The sequence below is a fragment of the Streptomyces sp. NPDC021019 genome, assembly GCF_044333295.1.
Taxonomy (GTDB): domain Bacteria; phylum Actinomycetota; class Actinomycetes; order Streptomycetales; family Streptomycetaceae; genus Streptomyces.
On sequence record NZ_JBIRQR010000008.1, the window covers coordinates 127,170 to 148,992 of the forward strand.

The following is a 21,823-nucleotide window of genomic DNA, read 5'->3' on the forward strand; positions in this document are numbered from 1 at the left end:
GGATTCCTCCGGTGCCGCCACAGAATTCCGCGTAAGAAGAGAAGATGCCTCCGCAGCACCCTTCTGCCCCCTCTCCGGGAAGACTCGCCGTCCTGCGCGGACCGCGACCTCCGCAGGAGTACACGGCACGCAAGATCACCGCCCTCACGGCCAACCCGGCCTGCTCCCGCCGCGCCGTACTCGACGCGGCGGGCGTGGACAAGGCGTTGCTCGCCCAACGCCTGGGCCATGAACCGCGTTTCGGCCAGTCCCCCTTCGCGATCCGGCGCGAGCAGAGCTTCGAGGCCCTGGTCAAATGGGGCGGCTACGCGGAGCTCATTCGCCTGCTCCGGGAGCAACTCGGCGTCCCCGTCGAGGAAGCCGCGGTAGCCGATCTGACCGAGGTGGGCGGCGACGCTTCGCTCGCGGTGCGGGCGGGCGAGAGTCGGCGGCTTCTGAACCGCCTGGCGGCCGGCGCCGACGAGCGGCTGATCCTGGACCGCCCCGTCCTGACCCTGGAGGTCGCCGGTCAGACCGCCCACGTGATACCGCAAGCCCTCAGCCACCGCACCGGCGGACAGTTCTACGTGGTGGAGATCCGCTCCTTCCCGGCCATCGACGGCCAGGCGAACCCCTCGGCGGTCGCCCAGACCACGAAACAGGCCGCGGTCAGCGTCCTCGCCCTGCGACAGACCTTCACCGAACTCGGCCTCGATCCAAAGGCAATCGCCCACAGGTTCCTTCTCATCTGCCCTAAGGACTTCTCCAACCGGCCCTACGGAAAGCTGATCGACCTCCGCCAGGAACTCGACGCCCTGCGGTTCCAGTTATCGCGTCTGCGCCGGGCCGAAGACCTGGCCCACGCCCTCTCTCCCGACGCGACGCTCGACGCCGAACGGCCGAAGGCCGAGATCGACGCCACGATGCGGGAGCTGGACGCAAGCTTCACCCCCGACTGCCTCTCGTTCTGCGAGATGTCCCGCTACTGCCGGGACGAGGCCACTGACTGCGCCTCCCCGGCCCGACTGGGTGGAGTGGTGCGCAACAGTCTTCCCGGCATCGACTCCACCCGGACCGCCCTCCGCCACCTCGACGGCACCAGCACCCCGGGCCCCGCCGAGGAGGCGGTCATCATCCGGCTGCGGGCCGCCGAACGACTCCGTCGACTGCGTGGAGGTGCGACCGCGTGAGCGTCATCGCCACGGTGGCCGCCCTGCGGGCATCCACGTCGGAATACGCCGAGCGGCTGACGACCGTGCGCCACGCGCATGTGGACGACACCCCGTTCGTCTTCATCCCGCTCACCCTCGCCGGCGAGGCCTGCGCGCCACTCGCAGCTCTCGCCGGGACGGATCCCGACCACCCGGCGCTTCTGACGGTTCGCCGCCCCCACGACCGAACCGAGCGCTTCGGCTTCGTCGAGAGCCTCGCGGACCTCCTCCTGCCCTACTTCGAGGAATGCCGCGCCGCGCCGAAAGAGCCGTACACGGTCGGGCGCGGCAAGGACAAGGAGGAGCGGGAGCGGCCCCTGCGCGCACCCCAGCTCCTCGTCCCGAACGCTGGGGGGATCACGTACGTCCGGCTGCTGGGCCGTCTGACCCGGCTGCGCGCGACAGATGGTCCGCATGCCGTCTCCCCATCCGTACCCCTGCTCGGAAAGTGGCTGACCTCGTTCGCCGACCGGGCCGAGTTCCCGAATTCCGCCCTGCTCCAGGCCATGACGCGGTCCCTCTCTGCCCACTGGGCCACCGGGCAGAGCTCCACCGAGAACGCGAACCTGGCATCCCTGCTCGGCTGGATCGATCCCCCCGCCGGACGCACCGGGGCCGAGACCGCCCGGGAGCGCGAAGACCCCGCGGCGTGGCCGCCCGCCGGGCCGACGACCGACCCGGTCTTCGACCGCACGCTCGACGAACTGATCACGAAGTACGACGGCGCAACCGGAGAGCGGGCGCGGGACGCCGCCGCTCGCACCATCGACCGCGAGCTGCACGCCCAGATGCTGCCGACCTGGCAGCTGATGTGGCACGGCGTCCGCCTGTTGCGCGAGCTTCCCGCAGGGGACCACGTCGCCGAACGGCGGGCATACGACCGGCGTCTGTTCGGCGAGTACGCGACCTATCTGGACGATGACGGGCGCCCACAGGCCCGCCGCGATCACGCGGTGGGCGCAGCCCGCCGCCTCGCCCGTATGGAGGAGGCCCAGGAGCGGTACGACGCCGAGCGCGCGTATGACGATCCGCTGGTGATGGCGGAGTACGAACTGACGGGCGAGGCGTTCACGGGCGTGGTCACGGCCCGGGAGGAAGATCGCACCATCCCCGGGGCGCGGCCCGGATCCCCGCTGTGGCGCCCGACGATCACCGTGCACTGCGAAATTCCCGTGTCCATGGCGGCGGGAACGGCGGTCAAGTCCCCGGCAAGACCGAGGCAGAAGGCCGAGATCCTAGACGTCGCCCCCGACGGAGCCGGGTCCGCCGTGCTGATCCAGCTGAACGGCGGCTTCGGCAACAAGCGCAAGCCGCCCGCGCCTGAGGGGACCATGGCCGACCTCGGCGAGACGATCACCTTCACGTCGATCGATCCCAAGAACATGCCGTCCTCGCTCCCGGCTGAGGAGGACACCCCCTGGACCCACGGCGGTCCGCCACAGCCGTACGAACCCACCGACGAGGACGCGGAAGAGGTCTGGGAATGACAGCCACTCCGGAACCCGACAGCGGCACGTCACCCGGCGCCCTCGCCGACCGGGCGGTCGCCGACGTGCTGTCCGGCCTGGACTCGACCACCGGACGCGGCATCGTGGTGGACTCTCCACCAGGCGCGGGAAAGTCCACGCTGGTCAAGCGCGCCACCGGCCACCTGACATCGGCCGGCCATCAGGTGATGATCGTCGCGCAGACCAACGAACAGGTCGACGACCTGGTCGACAACATCGCCCGGGAGTACCCTGCTCTTCCCCTCGGGCGCCTGCACGCGAACGGCTTCCGTCTTCCCGAGCGCGTGAGCCGACACGCGAATGTACGGGGCAGTAATGAGGCAGACGCCCTCCGCGAGCTGGCGGTCGTGGTCTCCACCGCCAAAAAATGGTCGTACGTCAAACCTGAGAAGTGTGCTCCATGGCGCTGGGCCATCGTGGACGAGGCCTACCAGATGCGGTCGGATGCGCTGCTGGCGACGGCACCGCTGTTCTCCGAAAAGGACTCACAAGTCCTCTTCGTCGGCGATCCCGGGCAGCTGGATCCCTTCGCCACAGTGGACACCGACCGCTGGCAGGGACTGACCTGGGACCCGCTGCGCAACGCCGTCGACGTGGCGCTGGCGCACAACTCGGACCTGCTGCGACACGAGCTCCCGGTCTCCTGGCGGCTGCCGGAGATGGCAGCCCCTCTCGTGCAGAAGGCGTTCTATCCCTTCTACTCCTTCATCTCCGGTACCAAGGCGGCTGACCGCGTCCTCGCCTACGGCACCGCACCTCACCGTGCAACACCGTCGGACGCCGTCCTCGCCTGCGCGGCCGGGTCGGGCTGGGGTCTGCTGGAGCTTCCCGCTCGGCACACTCTCGACGATGACCCCGAGGTGGCCGAAGCACTGGCAGAAACGGCGGCCCGGTTGCTGGAGCGAGGGGCGCTGGTGAACGGAGAGCCGCTCATCGAGTCTCGCATCGCGATCGGAGCCGCCCGTACGATCCAGGCGGACTCGGTACGGTCGCGACTGGAGAAGCGGGGTCTCACGGACATCACCGTGGACACCGCCAACCGTCTCCAGGGCCGCGAGTTCGACGTCACACTGGTCTGGCACCCGCTCTCCGGCCGTCAGGATGCCTCCGCCTTCCATCTGGAGACGGGTCGCCTGTGCGTCCTGCTCTCCCGCCACCGCTTCGCCTGCATCGTCGTGGCCCGCGCCGGCATCACCGACCTCCTGGACCGGCATCCCCGCAGCAGCCCGGTCTACCTCGACGTACCACCGAAGTTCCCGGACGGGTGGCGGGCGCACCAAGTGGTCATGGACTACCTGGAGAAACAAGCTCGTCCATAGCTGTAGGCCGCCCTTCAGCTCGCCCTGTACGTAGGCGCAGCGCGCATCACGCACGCCAGTGGACAGAACGAGATGTCTACGCTGCCAACACCAGCTAAACGTCCACGTGGCACCAAGCTGCCAGCACTACCGAACGCGCCCGACTGCAAGGGCGTAGTAGCGGCACTGCCCGAACCGCCAGGCTGGTGAACACGGTCGCCGATCGTGCCCTGTTTCCGGCCCTCAGTGAAGGCGCCCCTAACGGCGGGCGGGCGCATGCCCGAAACCGGCATACCCGAAGTTGTCTAAGTTGGTGACCCTCGACTCCACCAAACTCCGTTAAGGCAACCCCGAGGATAGCCCTCACCTATCGGCTTCGGCGATAGGCGCCCTGGGCGACGCGCGGGGGCGGGTGGCCTCGTTCCTCTCGTCAGCCCCCTAACCTTGAACGCACGGCACGAAGTTGCCCTGATCCCCCGTCCAAACGAAGGCAGCGCGCGGCCACTCGCGAGCCGACAACAGCGCATCAAAGCCTCAGCCGGTCACAACCCCTGCCCAAGCTCAGCCAGACTTGACCGTCACCTGACAGTGCCCGCTCTCGCACGACCAGACGCCTGACTCTCCGACACATCTGCGGCGCTCATCCGCCTCCTCGTTGGACAGCGAAGACCCCGGAGCTACCCGGCGGCCGCACTATTCACCGCACACTGCGACATAGATCATTCGCAAGCGCACTACGGTCGCACCCGATCCTCCGTCACAAGATCATCACAGATCCCAGAGGCCCCTTGCGACTTCGCACTCAGCTCTCGTAAATCTCTCCATATCTTCATCACACTTGTGGGAGTTTTCTGTGCGTGCTGTGCGTTCGCTGGCGTTTGCTGCTGCCCTCACGATGACATCGCTCATCGGCACGGAGCAGGCAGCGAGGGCCTTCGACCTTGCAGGTGCCGCACAGGCGGGGCTCGGAGACAGGCCGGACCAGGGATGGGGATCCGCCGAGGGCTTGAGTCATCGCGCCCCCAGCAGTGCTACTGACGCAACCGCCACCGGGGGCCGCGACGGGGCGGTGGCCCTGCCGGGAGAGCTGCCCGCCGAAAGTGCGTCGTCCATAGAGCAGCTGAATCCACAGACAGAGCTCCCAGCGCCAGGGCGCGCCGAAGAGATCGAAAGCCCTCGCCTCTCCACCCCTCCTGGTTTCGATGCGGAACGCAGCGTCGAGGTGGAGAGCGCGCGCAAGGAGCGGGAGTCCACTTTCCTTAACGAGGACGGGACTTACACCACCCGCTTCTACAACGAGCCGGTCAACTTCCTCACCGAGGACGGAAGCTGGCGGAAGACCGACGCCTCTCTCGTGCCCGCCGAGGGCGCCGGGTCGCGGACCATGAGCGGCAGTGACGAGGACGCGGGCTGGCAGACCAGGTCCACCGAGGCGCCGCTGACGTTCGCCCCGGACGCGGCGGCCGGCCCCGTGGTGCGGATGGAGCTGGGTGACCAGTTGTCGGTGGGCTACGGCGTCGAGAACGCCCAGCCGTCCGGCGGGCAGGTGTCCGGCAGCGTCATCACGTATCCCGAGGTGCACGAGTCTGCTGACCTGGAGTTTGTCGCCGGAAGCGGGTCGCTCAAGGAGACGATGATCCTGCGGAGCAAGGACGCGCCGTCGCGTTGGCGTTTCCCGCTTCACGTCCAGGGGCTCACCGCGAGCATCGCGGACCACGGCGGGGTGTCGTTCACCGACGCCGAGGGCGTTGAACAGGCGTGGATGCCCGCGGGCTGGATGGAGGACTCCCGGCGCGAGGACAACTCCGGTCAGGGAGAGATCTCCTCCGGGGTCCGGTTCAGCCTCGTGGAGGAGGCCGGCGGGCAGGTTCTGGTGGTCGATCTGGACGAGGAGTGGCTCCATGCGCCCGACCGGGTGTTCCCGGTCCGGGTGGACCCCTCGCTGAAGTCCGTCGCGGCGACCTCCGGTACGTACGTGCAGTCCCCGTACAACCAGAACTTCTCCAGTGACACGGTCCTCAAGACCGGCACCTACGATGGTGGCGGGCACAAGGCGGCCGCGTTCCTGCGGTTCTCCGGTCTGGAGTCCACGCTCAAGAACGCCTGGGTGGTCAACGCCGGGCTGGCCCTCTACAACACCTACTCCTACTCCTGCACCGCCCGTCCGGTGACGGTCCACCCCATCACCTCGAACTGGGCCGAGTCGACCACGACGAAGTACCCCGGGCCGTCCACGGGTTCGGCGCTCGCCTCCAAGAGCTTCGCGCACGGCTGGCGGCCCGAGGGTCAGACCGCCTACCCTTGCGGCGGTGCCAAGTGGGAGTTGATCAAGCTGGGTTCGGCCGGACGCAAGCTGGTGGACGACTGGACGCACGGCCGGAAGAAGAACTACGGACTGGCCGTGAAGGCGTCGACGTCCGACTCCAAGGGCTGGAAGCAGTTCGGCTCGGACGACTACCCCAACGGCAAGCCGAGCCTGGACGTCACCTGGACGCCCTACGGGGCGACCTACGGACTCGGAGACTTCACCGCTCCTGTCACCGCCACCACCCAGGGCTCGATGAAGATCAAGCTCACCAACCGGGGACAGGCGACCTGGCCCAAGGGCGGTAACTACAAACTGCGCTACAACCTGTACAACGCAGCGGGCACCGAGATCACCGACAGCGCGAAGATCGCGTACACGGAGATGCCGAGCGCGGTCGCGCCCGGAGCGAGCGTCACGGTGGACGCCAAGATCGCTCCGCTGACTCCCGCCACGTACACCATCGAATGGACCATGACCGACCTCGGCGTCAGCCGTTTCACCTCGGCCGGTGTTCCAGGAGCCGCCGTCCAGCTCTCTGCTGTGAACATACCGCCCGTTCTCACTGCTGAGTCTCCTCCGAGCGGGACACAGGTGGACTCGCTTACCCCAGCGCTATGGGCCCATGGGAAAGACGTGGACCGGTACCCGAAGGCCGCGCTGGGCTACACGTTCGAAATCTGCGAGGTTGAGGGCGACAACGCGCGTAAGAACTGCCGTAAGGGCCCTCGGAGCGAGAGACAGCAATGGACCGTTCCAGAGGGCTGGCTTGCGTGGGGGAAGCACTACGCGTGGTACGCCTATGTCTACGACGGAAGCGCGACGTCCCCTGAACCACGCCCTGCGTATCTCAGCACCGCAGTGCCCCAGCCAGCAGTCACGAGCCATCTCGGCGGAGCCGATGGCACGGGAGAAATCGGTTCACGGTCCGGGAACTACGTGACAGCCTCCACCGACGCCGCCATCCCCACCGTGGGGCCGGAACTGTCGGTGACCCGGACCTACAACTCCCTCGACCCTCGGAGAACCAACGCCTTCGGAGCAGGCTGGGCAACACGCTGGGACGCGCGATTGGTCCAGGAGCCCTTGAGCAACACTGTCCTCATCACCATGGCGGACGGCTCACAGGTGCGTTTCGGCCGTAACCCGAACGGGAGCCTTGCGGGCCCGACCGGTACCACCATGGACCTCAGAGCCGATGCTTCGGGCTGGACGCTCCGGCAACGGTCCGGCACGGCCTATCGGTTCGACACCTCCGGGTTGCTCTCCTCGATCACCGATGGAGCAGGCCGCACACAGACTCTGGCCTATGCGGGCACAGGCACGCAGAACCTGACTACGGTCACCGACAAGCTCTCCGGCCGGACGCTGAAATTCACTTGGAGCAATGGGCATGTCAGCTCGGTGTCCACCCATGCAGTGGGCCCCGGGACACCTGGCTTGACCTGGACGTACAGCTATTCCGGCGACCGCCTGACGAAGGTATGCCCACCCGCCACCTCCACTGAGTGCACGGTCTACGACTACGAAGAGGGCTCGCTGTACCGCAGCATGGTTTTGGACGCCGGCCCTGTCTCGTACTGGCCTCTCGGTGAGCAAGAAGGTTCAACTGCACACAGCCATGCGCCTTCTCGGTCCGGTCTGCATGATGCGCTCTACCGAGATGTCACTCTGGGAGCCGGGCCCGCGTTGTCCGGTACGACGGACACTGCCGGCTCCTTCGACGGCACGGATTCCGTGGTCGAGTTGCCTGTCGGTGCACTGGAATCAAGCGACGTTCTCTCTGTCGAACTCTGGTTCAAAACCACGACGCCCGGCGTACTCGGCGCCCTTCAGGATGCTGAGATCGGTGAGAAGCCCACCCGGTACAGTCCGTTTCTCAGTGTGGACAACGCGGGGAAGTTGCGAGGCCAGTTCTACACGGTCGAACATGCCGGCACCCGGCCAATCACGTCGCCCGCGATCGTCACCGACAACGCATGGCACCATGCCGTTCTCACCAGTGAGGGAACCAAGCAGACTCTCTACCTGGATGGCTCCAGAGTCGGGACTCTGACCGGTACGGTCAGCATGCGCGAGGACCAGCGAGCCTTTCTCGGGGCGGGCTGGGGCAACGAAGGATGGATGGGCACAGCAGCTGCCACCCATCACTTCAAGGGCAGCCTGGACGAGGCCGCCATCTACAGCCGTCCCCTGGATGCCGCCACGGTCAACGATCACTACACAGCTCGCGCGACCAGCAGCCGTATCACCAAGGTGACGCTGCCATCCGGGAGAACCCACGCCGAGGCGGGCTACGACAACGTCAGCGGCCGTCTTACCGAACACACCGACCAGAACGGCGGGACCTGGAAGGTCTCGGCGCCCACCTACTCCGCAGGATCGGCCGCGTACGCCGACGAGGTCAGAGCGGCCGCTCCCGAGGGCTACTGGCGGCTCGGAGAACGTTCAGGGTCGAAGGCGACCAGTGCAGCCGGGGATGCCTCCGAAGCCTCCTACGGGGACCGGGCACGCCTCGGCGATCCCGGGGTCTTCGCCGAGGCCGATGACACCGCCATCTCCCTGGACGGAAGCTCCGATTCTTTCGTCCAGCTCCCCAACGACTTGCCCACCAGCCCCACCACACCCACCGTGGAAATGTGGTTCAAGACCGCCAAGCAGGGCGTCCTCATCGGGCTGCAGAATGCCGAACTCGGCGAGGTCCCCACATCCTGGCGGCCGGTGCTGAACATCGATGGGAACGGCAAGCTCCGAGGCGAGTGGTACCTGTCCGGAAACCCCGGCGCCGATCCGATTACCTCCACCCAGTCGGTGACCGACAACCAGTGGCACCACGTCGTACTCACCGGCGCCGGCAACAAGCAGTTCCTCTATCTGGACGGGGCCCTCGTCGGTTCGAAGACGGGAACCATTTCCGACCAGGGCCGTCCCTACGCCTACCTGGGCGCCGGATACGCCAGTTCCGGCTGGATGGGCGTACCCAGCGGCACCTACCACTTCACCGGCCAGATCGACGAGGTGGCGCTGTATGAGCACACCATGTCGATGGATACGGTGAAGAAGCACTTCGCCGCACGCACCGCACTCATCTCAGGCGACAGCGCGCACTACCGCGGGGAAGTCGTGGGCGACTCCCCCGCGGCGTACTGGCCCCTGGACGAGGACAGCGGAGCGTCCACCGCTGTCAGCCGGGCTGCCGCATCGGATGGGAACGGCACCTATGTGAATGCCGCATCCGGCACGACCGGAATCTTCGGCACAGGAGACGGACAGGCCGTGCAGCTCTCGGGCAACGGCGCTGTCTCGATCCCCGGCAGAGTCATAGCCGGTACCACCGACCTCACCGCAGAGCTCTGGTTCAGAACAACCAAGTCCGGTGTGTTGCTCGGCTTCCAGAACACCAAGCTCGGTGACACACCCACGTCATGGAGGCCGGCCCTCAACGTCGACGCAGCCGGAAAGCTTCGAGGGCAGTGGTACCTGACGGGAAGCCCCGGAGCCAACCCCATCACCTCCTCTAGAACCGTCACCGACGGGAAATGGCACCACGCGGTTCTCACCGGCGCCCGCACCACGCAATCCCTCTACCTGGACGGCGAGCTGATCGGAACGCTGCCGGGAACCATCTCTGAACAGGAATTGGCCTACGCACACCTCGGAGCGGGCTACGCCAGTTCCGGTTGGATGGGCGTGCCCAGCGGCACCTACCACTTCACCGGGCAGATCGACGAAGCAGCCCTCTACACACATGCGCTGACGGCTGACCAGGTGGCGGACCACTTCGCGACCCGTGAGCGCTCGGCCCTTTCGGCGCTCACCTCCACGGTCAGCGTTACCGATCCCGCGGGGAAGCTAGTGAGCACCTCTTATGACTCTCTGAGAGGGATGCGGCCGACCTCGGTGACCGATGCTGATGGTGGAACGACCACGTATCGGTACGACAGTGGTGGCTTTCTGCACACCGTGACCGATCCGAACGGCCATGCCACCATCACAGGTCAGGACGAGCGCGGCAACACAGTCACTACGACGACTTGCAGAGACGCGAATTCATGCTGGACCTCGTTCACCGAGTACTACGAGAACAAGGCCGATGAGCTGGACCCCCGCAATGACCGACCGGTGGAGATGAGGGACGCCCGCTCCACCGGACCCCGGGATTCGCGCTATCTGACCGCTCAGACCTACACGCCTCAGGGGCTCCCCGACAGCACCACCCTGCCGGACGGTCGCACGGCGAAGCTCGCGTACACGGTCGGCACCGAGCCGGCTGTGGGCGGCGGAACCGTCCCGGCCGGCCTGGTGGCGTCCGAGACCACGCCTGCCGGTGCGGTGACCGTCCACTCCTACTTCGCCAACGGCGATCTGAGCGAGTCCAAGTCTCCGTCCGGCCTCGTCGTCAAGTACACCTACGACGGACTGGGTCGAAAGACCAGCGAAACCCAGATTTCCGACACCTTCCCCGCGGGGGTCACCACCTCGTTCACCTACGATCAGCAGTCTCGGATCGTGACGGAGAGCGGCCCGGGTGTGAAGAACGAGATCACCGGGCGAACTCACACCACAAAGGTCAGCAGTACCTTTGATGCGGACGGCAATCTTCTGACCGAGAAGACCGAGGACACGACAGGCGGCGGCTCCGTCCGCAGCACCACCTACCGCTACAACGCCCACGGTCTCAACGACTCGGTGACCGATGCGGAGAACCGTACGACGTCCTTCTCTCACGATGCCTTCGGCCGTGTGGTAACTGAGACGGACCCGGCCGGACGCACGTACCGCCACTCCTACACATCACGCGGCCAGCATGCGCAGACCGTGCTCCAGGACTGGTCCGGTCACCCCGAAGGCGGGGTCCGCGACCTGGTGGTGGCCTCCTACGCCTATGACCCGGCCGGACAGCTTGCCACCGCTACTGACGCGATGGGATCCACCACCGCCTACACCTACTTCGATGACGGTTTGCTGGCCACCGAGACCGCGAAGGCAATCTCACAACCCGATGGAACGCGTCGTGACATCGTCCAGGTGTCCAACACCTATGACGGAGCTGGCAACCTGACCCGGCAGACCACTGGCGGAGGCAAGACCACCATCGAGTGGCAGGTCGACGCCAGCGGCCGGACGATACGCGAGACCCTGGACCCGTCGGGGCTCAACCGCGTCACCACGTACGGGTACGACAAGGACGACCGTGTCAGCGAGCAGGCGTCGACGATCGACTCCAGCGGCAAGAAGCTGACCATCACCACAGAATTCGACGCGAGCGGAAACCCGGAGAGGGACACACTCAGCGACGGGACCTCCACGCACGTCACCACACGGTCCTTCGACCAACGCGGTCTGCTTCAGGCAGAAGTCAGTCCCCGCGGTAACGCGGGAGGCGTTGCCACGTCGGACTACACGACTTCCTACCAGTACGACGCTCTCGGCAGGCTCGTGAAGTCCACCAGCCCGCCCGTCCGGGTCGAAGCAAAGAACGTTCTGCCGGCTACCTTGAGGCCGCAGACCGTCACCGGTTACAACGCCTTCGGCGAACCCACGGAGACCAAAGACGCACGGGGCGCGATCACACGGACGCAGTTCGACAAGCTCGGCCGGGCCACCGCGGTCACCATGCCGTCGTACACCCCGCCCGGCGGCACCGTCATCACCGACGCGACCAGCCGGGCCACGTACGACGCAGCAGGTCGGATCGCGACGACGTCCGACCCGCTCGACCGCACAACTCGCTACGGCTACGACCAGTTCGACAACCTCGTCAGCCGGACCGACCCCCCTGCAACGACACCTTCCCTCGACCCGCCCGTCACCCTGGGTGAGCCCACAGACCTGGGCCCCAACGGTGGCACGACACGCTACGCCTGGACGCCGACCGGCCTTCAACTGTCGGTCACCGACCCGACCGGCGCCAGGACCGAGGCGACATACGACGAACTCGGCCGCGAGCTCACCACCACGGCCATCGAGCGGTACCCAGCACTGCAGAATCTCACCAGCCGCTACACGTGGGACGACGCCGACAACCAGACCACCCACACCACAGCCGTCGGCCACACGACCACAGCCACCTACAACGCCGCCGGCGACACCACGACCGTCAGCGACGCCTACGGAACCACTCGTTTCGCCTACGACCGTCTGGGGCGGCCGACCGAAACCACCGACGCCACCGGCCGCATGTCCCGGACGACCTACGACTCCATGGACAACGTGACCGCGATCGTCGACTACGGCAAGGGCGCTACGCCCCTGAGGTCGTGGGCTGCGACATTCGACCTCGACGGCAACAACACGACAACAAGTTCCCCTGAAGGGGCACACACCGAGCGCACCTTCAACGCACTCGGACATATCACCGGTCAGACCGAGAAAGCCACGGCGACAAAGTCGACAACTCTCTCTTTCGGGTACGACGCGACCGGCAACCGCACCCGCCTCACTGATGGCCGAGGCAACATCACTCTCTACACCCACAACTCGTGGGGCCTGCCTGAGTCAACCATCGAGCCGGCCACCGCCGCCCACCCATCGGAGGGCGACCGCACCTGGACCACCGTCTACGACAGGGCCGGCCAAGCCACAACGGAGCGTCTGCCGGGTGGAGTCCGCAGAGACAGTGTCTATGACGGCATGGGCCGACTCGTACAGGAGACCGGAACAGGAGCCGAGGCCGCCACTGTCACCCGTACCCTCGGCTACGACCCAGCGGGCCGACTCGTCTCCGCGGGAACCGCGAGCCTGCTGGAGAAGAACACCTACACCTACAACGATCGCGGCCTTCTCCTGTCGGCCAAGGGCCCCGGCGGCGAAGTGAGCTACGAGTACGACGGCGACGGAAGCATGACCAACCGCTGGCACCAGGACGTTCAAACCTCCTTCGGCTACGACGCAGTCGGCCGTTTGGACTGGACCAGCGACTCCCTCACCGGACGTCAGACCTGGGTCGATTTCGACGAGGCCGGGCGACCGCGGCTGGCACAGTACGCCGAACCACTCGCCGACGGGTCCTGGAAGGTCGGAGCCCAACGCACATACGAATACGACAGCCTGGGGCGCCAGACAAGCGACGCGGTGACCGCGACCGACACCGGCAAGACGGTCACTTCCCTCACCTACGGCTACGACCTCGATGATCGGCTGACCAGCAAGACCACCACCGGGGTGGCAGGCGCGGGAACACACTCCTACGCATACGACGACGCGGGACGCCTCTCCTCCTGGACGAACGGCTCCACGACCACGTCATACGAGTGGGACGAAGCCGGTAACCGCGTGAAGGCTGGAACCCGGAAGGCGACCTATGACGCACGCAACCGCCTGCTGACGGACGACGCCTCCACGTACTCCTACACCCCGCGCTCCACCCTGGCCTCTGTCTCCGGAGCCACGGGAGGCACCCGCACCCTCGCCTTCGACGCGTTCGAGCGGAAAATCACCGACGGATCGACCAGCTATGCCTACGACTCGCTCGACCGCACCACCACCAGCGGCACCACGTCGTTCACCTACGACGGCGGCTCCAACCAACTGATCAGTGACGGCACATCCCACTACGCCCGAACCCCCGACGGCGCGCTTCTCGCCAGCAGCCAGGGCGGCACACCACAGTTCTCCATCACCGACCGGCACACGGACCTGGTAGCCGGCCTCTCCGCGGACGGCACAACCGTCACGAGTTCCACCACCTACGACCCCTTCGGCCAGAAGACAGCGACCAACGGAACCACTCCGGCACTCGGCTATCAGTCCGGCTGGACCGACCCCGGCAACGGGGACGTCAACATGGCGGCCCGCTGGTACCAGCCGGGAAGCGGAGCCTTCGCCTCAAGGGACACCTGGCTCCTCGACCCGAGCCCGGCAGCCCAGGCCAACCGCCACGTGTACGCCAACTCAGACCCTGTCAACGGCACCGACCCCACCGGCCACAACCGGGCATGCGCCTGCGGCGGCGGAAGCGTCTTCCTCCGCAGCGGCGGGTCCAGGGGCGGCGGAGGCGGCAGCAAAGCCACACGGCCCACGTCCAAGTCGAAGTCCAAGACACGACCCAGAACCTCCTACCGCGACCCCCGCGCGGACCTCTGCAACAGCAGTCGGTGCGGCGCCGGCCGAGCCCGTCCGGCCAGACCCTCCAAGCCCACCAGCCGACCCGTACGACCGACCGCGCGGGGCCCGATACGCACCAGGCCGGTTGCCAACACCACGCGCCCGGGCAACGGAGGCCGCTGCACATACAACTGCTCCGCCCGCACCGGGACCACGAACAGGGCACCCCAAGGAACCGTGACCACCCGCCCGCCCGCCCCACGCCCTCCTCAGAACCCCAATCGCGGGCCAAACGCCAAGCCGGCGCCGACTCGGCCAGCGCCCAAGCCCGACTGGGACCCCAAGAACGGCGGCTGGACGCCCGGCGATGGCTGGAAAATGGTCGTCGGCGCACTAAACATGCTGAACCTGGCCGGCAATGACCAGTACATGCCGGACCAGGCGCCTACCTCGCATCCGGCACCAGGTACAGGCCCCGGGGCAGGCAGTGGGCGTGACAACTCGCAGGACTGCCGCCGAGCAGGTTCTGGGTGGGTGGACTATGGCAAGCTTGACACTGCGCACGGCAACCGAGCCACTACTATGAACAGTTGCCTCGACAAGGTGTACCTGGGCTCGCACACGGGATCAGCGGCTGTGGGTGACAAGGCGGCCGGGTACCAGTGGGCCAAAGACACGGTGAACGACTGGGGATACGCTAACGATTCGTACTGGGTCAACGCGTGTCACCTGCTTTCCAGAGAGCTCTCCGGTACAGGGCGTAATTCTGCGAACCTGTCCAGTTGTACGCGTCCGTCGAACGCCTGGGTGCGCGGCACCGACCGAATAGACAAGAATTTCCGCTACTACGAGACGGCCGTTCGAAAGGCGACGGGGCAGAACCATGTTGTTCAGTACTCGGTGACCCCCAACTACACGGGTAATCGAGTCGTGGCCAGTTCTTGGACTTTCAACGCGACGGCCTGGGATGTTCAGGGGAAGCAGTATCAACTTTTCAGTAATGGTGTGGTTCATAATAAGCTGGGCGGCAAGAATCTCGGTTTGCAAAACGACAAGCATGGCAAGCCCGCCCCGATCAAGTGATCACGTGCAGACGGCGACCAGGAATGGACTGCGATCATGACCGCAAGCGATAGTCTCAGGACGCTGGAAGGCCTGTTGCCTCCTAGGCCAGGAGCCGGCCTCGACGTGGACTGGCCTACGATCGAGGAAGCCTGGGGTACGGAATTTCCCCACGATTACAAGGAGATCATTACTCGGTATGGTGATGTGCTTCTAGGGGAGTACCTGGAGGTGCTCGCCCCCGGCGTATTCACACCAGACACATGCGACGAGCCAGGCGCTCCGCTCGGTGGCATGGGATTCATCACGGCAGACGCTCGTGATATCTGGGTCGATACAGCGCCTGCCGGTGTCGATGTCAAGTCGGAGGAGCTGGTGACGTGGGGGGCGGCAAGCAGCGCCGACCTTTTCTGCTGGCTCGCTCGTGGTAAACCGGCCGAGTGGCCAGTGTTGGTCTTCAGTCATGGTGACGACGTCTGGACTCGGCTAGATTTCGGTATCGCGGAATTCTTGTGCCGAGTGCTGGAAGCGCGGCCGGGAGTTGAGGTGATGGATGACTCTCCGCTGTGGGGGCAACCTCATCCCGCTTACGCTAGTTCGGCGGAGCGTCGACGGGTGCGTGAAGCCGAGAATCCTCAGGATTACTGAGGTTGAACTCGTGATGTCGCGGGTTCCTCAGGCGGGTCTGATGGTCAGGCCGGTCTCGGCGAGGCAGCCGTCTATGAGGTCGCTGCGGTACTGGATGTGGCGTAGGCCGCGTCGTATGCGCTGGATGAGGTGCTCGGGGGTGGAGAAGGCGACGTTGGAGAGCCAGCCGCGTCGCAGGAGCGACCAGATCCCCTCGACGGGGTTGAGGTCGGGTGCGTAGGGCGGCAGATAGTAGATGGTCAACCAGTCCCGATCGTCGGCGAACTCCCGCAGACCGGCGGCCTTGTGGACGTTCAGGTTGTCCCAAACGAGCACGATCGGGCCGCCGAGCTGCTGGTGGGCGGCGATCAGCAAGTCCCGGTAGTCGCGCCAGGAGAAGCTCTTACGACCGTCGCGGCGGCCGTCGTCCCGGCGCGGCCGGTAGATCAGCCGCGACCGGTGGCCGGGCTTGTAGCAGGTCAGCGCGGCGATGGATATCCGTCTGCGGGAACGGCCGCGGACCCGCACGACCGGTGTCCGGCCGCGCTGCGACCAGGTCCTGGCCTGCGGCGGCGTCATGGAGAAACCGGCTTCGTCCTCGAAGACCAGCCAGGCTCCACGGGCCGCCGCGAGTCTTCCGCGCACGGCCACACCTCCTTGACCCACCCGGCCACCGCCTCGTCGTCCCGCTCGACGGCACGTCGGGCCGGGACCTGGCAGGACCAGCCGTTACGGACCAGCAGCTTGCGCACGCCCTGAATCGTGTAGGCCAGGTGGAAGCGCCGGCCGATCACCGTCTTCACACGCTCAGGGTCCAGCGCTGGTCTTCCCAGCCGTGGGCGGCCGGTCCCCTTGGCCAGCTCCGCCTCCAGCTGTGCGAACTGCTTCGCGCTCAGCCTCGGCAGCGACGCCGGCCCCTGCGACCGCAGAGCCCGCGGACCGCCCTCGTCCCACAACTGCCGCCATCGCTACACCGAGCGAACGCTGACCCGCAGGTCCCTGGCGATCACCGAGCTCGCCTCGCCCTGGGCGAACCTCTCGGCCGCCTTCAGCCGTAACTCCTCGCGGAACTGCTGCCGCTCGGCGGTCAACCCGCCCCCTTGTGGATACCGCATGCCCTGGTGATACCGCACAGACGACGAGCCGTCAGCCCCTACGACTCCGCGAGTTCAACCTGAGTAGCTGCACTCGCCGCTCGCCGGCGGGCGGCCTGCTCGACGCGCTCGTACTCCTCAGGCTCGACGGAGAGGCCCTGCGGGCCCCTTCTGGCCCACAGGAAAAGCGGCGTCCAACTTCTATCCCTCGTAGGCGAGATGAAGGAGCCACTCCCGTCAGCACTGACGCTCAAACGAGTCTGAGTGCTACTTCTGGAGTCAGCCTGGCTGTGGGCGCCCCGGAGAGTCCACTATGCCTAGAATATGGATTTGTGAATCTTCCAGCACGTGTCCGGCAGGCGCTTGGTGAAGCTGTGCATCCGGGAAAGTTTGAGCAGTGCGCCTGTGCCCTGCTGAAGTCTCGGTACCCGGGGCTGTCGGCGGTCGAGGAGGGCCACGACTTCGGCCGTGACGCAGATATTTACTTCCCCTTCGACGGAGACACCATGGACGCGCGGGGACGTCTCATGGTCACGACGGGCGATCCTGTTGCCAACGTGCGCAACGGCCTGCGTCGGATGCAGGTGGAGGGACTGCGCGTCGATCTTTTGGTGGTGGCCTGTTCTAAGCCGGTCAACGGCCGTACCCGCAGGGCTCTCGACAAGCTGTGCTCGGACCGAGACCTGCCCCCTCCCCACATCTACGGCCAGGAATGGTTCGTTCCCGAGCTGGTGCAGGATGCAGCCTGGCGCAGGAGTCTGCTGGACATTGAGGGCCGGCTCGGAGCACTGCTCGATGAGCCGCTGATTCCACCGCTGGTCGCGTCTCCCCCGTCACTGGTGGGCAGGGCAGACGAAACACAGGCCCTGGCCAGCGCGGTCGACGCCAGCCAGGACGTGGTGCTCGTCGGTGTTCCAGGGGTGGGCAAAACACGGTTGACCGGTCAGCTGGGCACCCGTGCGGTCTACCTTCAGCCCTCTGCTCTGGACCACCTCTACGACGACCTTCTGCTGACGAAACCGCACGCAGTGGTCGTCGACGACGCCCATGCCCATGCTGATTCGGTAAGTGCTCTCCGGCATGCGCGCCGTCAGACGGGCCTGTCGTTCTCCGTGGTGACCACGACTTGGCCGGACCGGCTTGAGAGGGTGCAGGAGTGGCTCCCCGGGGCCATGGTCATCGAGGTGGGCCTACTGGAGCGGCATCAGATGAACGAGCTGGTGGAGTCCGCAGGTGTCACCGGGTACCGGTCCCGGACCGCGGTGCTCAATCAGGCAGACGGTCGGCCGGGCTGGGCGCTGGCATTGTGCGAGTCGCTGGCTGGCGGTGAGGGCCAAGACGTTTTCAGTGGCAAGGCACATGTGGCGCAAGTCGAAAGATACTTGCGCGAGGCGACTGCCTCGCGCACGGTGCTGGACGCGCTGGCATGCGTGGCCGCTCTGGGCGGAGCATCGCCTGACACGCTGTACGCCCTCGCGTCTGTGGTCGGAGTGGCTCCGGCCGAGTTGTCGGGCATGGCGGAGGATCTTGCACACAACGGGCTGGTGGAGTGCCGCGCCGGTGTGTGGCACTTGCAGCCCGCCCTGTGCCCGGCATTGGTGGCCCGCTGGTTCTTCACTGCCCCGGTTCGGCGGCCGTGGGCAACTCTGGTGACCGCTTTCCCTGATCATGGGCTGGACTTGGCGGCTGCGGTGATGGCGGCGGCGGCTGCTGCTCCCTCCTCTCGGCAGGCGCGAGAGGAGGCTGAGCGGTGGGTTAGAGCGCTGCCGGCAGCCAGCATCTGGGACACCGGCACATTCGCCGTAGTCGCGAAGTATGCGAATCTGGATGTATCCGCAGCCGAGTTCGCAACGAACGCCGCCTTGTCCGTCCTGGCTGCTCTTGACGAGCCGGAAAGGGCAGTCGGGGTGGAGGCAGGCTTCCTCGGCGATGCTGCGGTCAACCAACTGGTGCAGAGCGCGCGTCAGTTCCTGCTGCCCGAAGCGATCGCGGGACTGCTGGCCATGGCCGTGGGTGACAACCGCCGCCGTCACTCCACACCACTACATCCGCTGCGCGTGCTCAACGACTTGGCCGGTGTCATCGATCCTGACTTCGGCACGTCGCTGGAAATCCGCACACGTCTTTTGCGGACCGTACTCGCCTGGATTCGCGACCACTGCAGCAGCGATGAGCAGTGGTGTGTGGCTGGCGAGGCTCTGGCGGGCATCTTCAGTGTCGAGGTGTCGGGGAACTGGTCCGAGCCTGGGACGCACGACACGTACACCTTCGCTCGCGGAATCGATGCGGCAGATAATCTCGCCGGGCTGATCGGCCTGTGGGAACAGGTGGTCCCGCTTCTCACCAGTGATGAGGGCTTTGAGAACAGGGCGCCCTGCCCACCGCGCGCGCTGATCGCGCTGCTGGAGATGGCGCTGGGCTGGGTCCGTCTTGGGCTGGGCGTCTCCTCTCAGGAGGCCGTCTCATTGGAGCAGACGCAGTACGGTGCCGAGGGCGGCCGTCGCATCCTGGACACGCTATACCCGCTGCTGCAGCGCAGCGCAGGTGCAGCGTTGCGTGCACATCGCGGGCTCGCCAGCATCCACGACCGTGCCCGTGAAACCGGGTACGAGCTGCCTGTCTTCGATGTCGATCCCGATCTGCAGTCCTTCTGTGAATGGGGAAACGCCGACTTCATCTCTGACGTCGAGACCGCCACCGAGCAGGTCCACTCCCGAACGATGGCACTGGCGGGGAAACTGGTAGCCCTGGGCCCTGACGCGGGAGTGGCCCGTTTTCATAAACTGGCCGAGCAGGCAAGCCTGGTGGGCGAGGATACCGGACGTCTGACCGCTGTCCGCACGGGCGAGCTGATGACCGATCCGGAAGCCTGGTACCGGGCAGCATCCGCATTGGAGTGCCGCATGCTGCAGGGCGTCGCCCTGACACAGTGGCTCACGCTGGCTCCGGACGCGATACCGCCGTCTATGCTGCAGGCCGCCCTCGAGGACACGCGCAGTCGGCCCGCCGCCATCAGCGCGGTCCTTGCGCGAAGCGTGGTGGACCGAGCTGGAGAGACAGTGATCGCTTCGCTGCGGGCCGAGGACGTTCCCTGGCTGGATAGGCTGTTCTGCCGCGAAGCGGACGACGTCATGCACCGGCTGCTTGTTCATGACGATCCGGCCGTCGCCGCAAGCGCGGCGGTCAGTTTCGCCGTGGGCACCGCGCATGGGCCCGCTCTTCCTGAGACCTGGCGGGCAGCTTGGCGCAGTGCTCTTGAGGGCATGCTCATCGACCGTCTTACCTCGCACAACAGGTGGAGGGCGGGCTACGTGCTTGCGTACGTGGCCGAGCACGATGCCGACACCTTCGAAAGATGGTTCGACCGTCGGCTGCAGGACATGTCTGCCCAAGGCTGGTATTCCTCGCCTCTCCCCCATGACAGCGAGGATCTCCTGGCTCTCCTGCCCCGCCCGCACAGGCTGCGGCTGGCTCTCCAGTGCATTGGTATGCCCCGTATCGGCCCCAGCGCTCTGGTCCCTCTGATCAATTCGGACGCCGAGCTGGCCAAAGAGCTGCTCGACGAGCACGCCGTCGATCCCGGCCGGCTAGTCACCTGCCTGGAGGAGCAGCGCAACACAGCCCTGGAAGAAATCGGTCCTCTGCTACTGGAGCGGGGAGTGTCCGCACAGCAGATCGCAGCCGCCGCGGCCTCGTACAGTTCCTGGTCAGGTGACCGCTCACGCATACACCTGGAGCTCATCGACTACTTCACCGATCTGGCCGATCGCGCCCCGGCGCTGCGGACGGTAGCCGCAGCCGGCTGCTCACAACAGCAGGCGTTGCTGCGCGAGGCAGAGGAGAGAGAACGCGACACACGCGTCCGTGGCTGGTAACGAGTTGGTGCGTAATAGCGGGTGGGCATGCCATATCGGGGAGAGGTATGGCTGACCGTTTGGTACTCACGCATCCGTTGTTCACGGGTGTCTCTCGGGTTCATCTTGCATCGCTGGTAGCCGGGGCGGGCTCCGCTGCCGCTGAAGGCGTTCCTGAGTGCAGACGAGAACTGCACGCATGGCCAGCAATTGCAGCCATGTCCACCAGGTGCCCCGAAGAGGCCCTCGTCAGCATGCCCCAGAGTTGTCTATGTTGCTGACCCTCGACTCCACCAGGCAGACCGACTGCCAGGTGCCCAGTTCCAGCCTGCCGCCGATCACCGGCAGCGTGGCGTGGGGCGGGACCAGGGCCGGGAGCACGTGGTCGCGGCCGTGGCCCGGGCTGCCGTGGCGGTGTTGCCAGCGGTCGTCGGCGGGGAGCAGGTGGTGGAGGGCGGCCAGCAGGTCGTCGTCGCTGCCCGCGCCGGTCTCCAGTACGGCGATGCCGGCCGTGGCGTGGGGGACGAAGACGTTGAGCAGCCCGTCGCGGCCGGACGCGGTTCGGGCGAGGAACTCTTCGCAGGCGCGCGTCAGGTCCGTGACGCTCTCGGCCGCACCCGTGGTGATGTTCAGGACGGTGGTGGTGAAGGAGGAGGACATGTCTCCATTTTCGCCCCACAGGAGTGAGATGACACGTCCACGCTCCGAGACGCCATTGACCGTGTCCCGACCGGCTGGCTACGTTCAGCGCCATGTTCCGATCAGCTCTGCTCACTTCGCGCGGTCACATCGACCTGCTGCGAGTGGCTTCCGCCGCGTGTTGTCGCGGCTGCTGACGT

At 66.3% G+C, this 21,823-nt stretch carries 10 protein-coding genes and 1 pseudogene; 7 read left to right on the forward strand and 4 right to left on the reverse strand.

The genetic code is table 11. The features are described from left to right. The first annotated feature begins 44 nt into the window (after positions 1-44). The 5 genes from ACH4RG_RS31645 to ACH4RG_RS31665 all read left to right on the forward strand — a co-directional run bounded on the left by ACH4RG_RS31645 (position 45) and on the right by ACH4RG_RS31665 (position 16,057). The gene (locus ACH4RG_RS31645) at positions 45-1,169 is read left to right on the forward strand and encodes a hypothetical protein (protein ID WP_398540598.1); all 1,125 of its coding nucleotides are present in this window, start codon (positions 45-47) and stop codon (positions 1,167-1,169) included. Further along, positions 1,166-2,677, forward strand: coding sequence for a hypothetical protein (locus ACH4RG_RS31650; protein WP_398540599.1), 1,512 nt, complete (start codon positions 1,166-1,168; stop codon positions 2,675-2,677). Before ACH4RG_RS31645 ends, ACH4RG_RS31650 begins: the two co-directional genes overlap by 4 nt. Next, complete coding sequence (locus ACH4RG_RS31655) at positions 2,674-4,017, forward strand: AAA family ATPase (RefSeq protein WP_398540600.1); 1,344 nt, start codon at positions 2,674-2,676, stop codon at positions 4,015-4,017. Before ACH4RG_RS31650 ends, ACH4RG_RS31655 begins: the two co-directional genes overlap by 4 nt. Positions 4,018-4,849: 832 nt before the next feature. Next, positions 4,850-15,430 carry a LamG-like jellyroll fold domain-containing protein gene (locus tag ACH4RG_RS31660; protein ID WP_398540601.1) on the forward strand — a complete coding sequence of 3,527 codons (10,581 nt, stop codon included), beginning with the start codon at positions 4,850-4,852 and terminating at the stop codon, positions 15,428-15,430. Between the two features lie 105 nt (positions 15,431-15,535). Next, positions 15,536-16,057 (forward strand): hypothetical protein, encoded by a 522-nt coding sequence (locus ACH4RG_RS31665; protein WP_398540602.1) that lies wholly within the window; start codon positions 15,536-15,538, stop codon positions 16,055-16,057. A 27-nt stretch (positions 16,058-16,084) separates the two neighbouring features. On the opposite strand, the gene ACH4RG_RS31670 is transcribed toward ACH4RG_RS31665, so the two are convergent. From ACH4RG_RS31670 to ACH4RG_RS31680, 3 genes and pseudogenes are all read right to left on the reverse strand, one after another. Continuing rightward, on the reverse strand, positions 16,085-16,615 hold the full coding sequence (locus ACH4RG_RS31670; protein ID WP_319272951.1) for a transposase: 531 nt from the start codon (positions 16,613-16,615) through the stop codon (positions 16,085-16,087). Then, a pseudogene (locus tag ACH4RG_RS31675) lies at positions 16,612-16,992 on the reverse strand (winged helix-turn-helix domain-containing protein). Before ACH4RG_RS31675 ends, ACH4RG_RS31670 begins: the two are co-directional and overlap by 4 nt. A 12-nt stretch (positions 16,993-17,004) precedes the next feature. Then, positions 17,005-17,151, reverse strand: coding sequence for a hypothetical protein (locus ACH4RG_RS31680; RefSeq protein ID WP_398540603.1), 147 nt, complete (start codon positions 17,149-17,151; stop codon positions 17,005-17,007). Between the two features lie 311 nt (positions 17,152-17,462). Between ACH4RG_RS31680 and ACH4RG_RS31685 the strand changes: the two genes are divergently transcribed. Continuing rightward, complete coding sequence (locus ACH4RG_RS31685; protein ID WP_398540604.1) at positions 17,463-21,005, forward strand: hypothetical protein; 3,543 nt, start codon at positions 17,463-17,465, stop codon at positions 21,003-21,005. Between the two features lie 228 nt (positions 21,006-21,233). Here the strand turns inward: ACH4RG_RS31685 and ACH4RG_RS31690 are convergent, their stop codons facing one another. After that, positions 21,234-21,644: a secondary thiamine-phosphate synthase enzyme YjbQ gene (locus tag ACH4RG_RS31690; protein ID WP_398540605.1), complete on the reverse strand. Its 411-nt coding sequence runs from the start codon at positions 21,642-21,644 to the stop codon at positions 21,234-21,236. Between the two features lie 92 nt (positions 21,645-21,736). On the opposite strand from ACH4RG_RS31690, the gene ACH4RG_RS31695 reads away from it, so the two are divergent. Beyond that, entirely contained in the window at positions 21,737-21,820 is an 84-nt protein-coding gene (locus tag ACH4RG_RS31695; protein ID WP_311307964.1) for a putative leader peptide, read from the forward strand. The last annotated feature ends 3 nt before the right edge of the window (positions 21,821-21,823 follow it).

Bases quoted from the DNA above. Each gene is read 5' to 3' on its own strand.
- ACH4RG_RS31670 (WP_319272951.1), bottom strand. From the start codon at position 16,615: ATGACGCCGCCGCAGGCCAGGACCTGGTCGCAGCGCGGCCGGACACCG.
- ACH4RG_RS31645 (WP_398540598.1), top strand. From the start codon at position 45: ATGCCTCCGCAGCACCCTTCTGCCCCCTCTCCGGGAAGACTCGCCGTC.
- ACH4RG_RS31690 (WP_398540605.1), bottom strand. From the start codon at position 21,644: ATGTCCTCCTCCTTCACCACCACCGTCCTGAACATCACCACGGGTGCG.
- ACH4RG_RS31695 (WP_311307964.1), top strand. From the start codon at position 21,737: ATGTTCCGATCAGCTCTGCTCACTTCGCGCGGTCACATCGACCTGCTG.
- ACH4RG_RS31655 (WP_398540600.1), top strand. From the start codon at position 2,674: ATGACAGCCACTCCGGAACCCGACAGCGGCACGTCACCCGGCGCCCTC.
- ACH4RG_RS31680 (WP_398540603.1), bottom strand. From the start codon at position 17,151: ATGCGGTATCCACAAGGGGGCGGGTTGACCGCCGAGCGGCAGCAGTTC.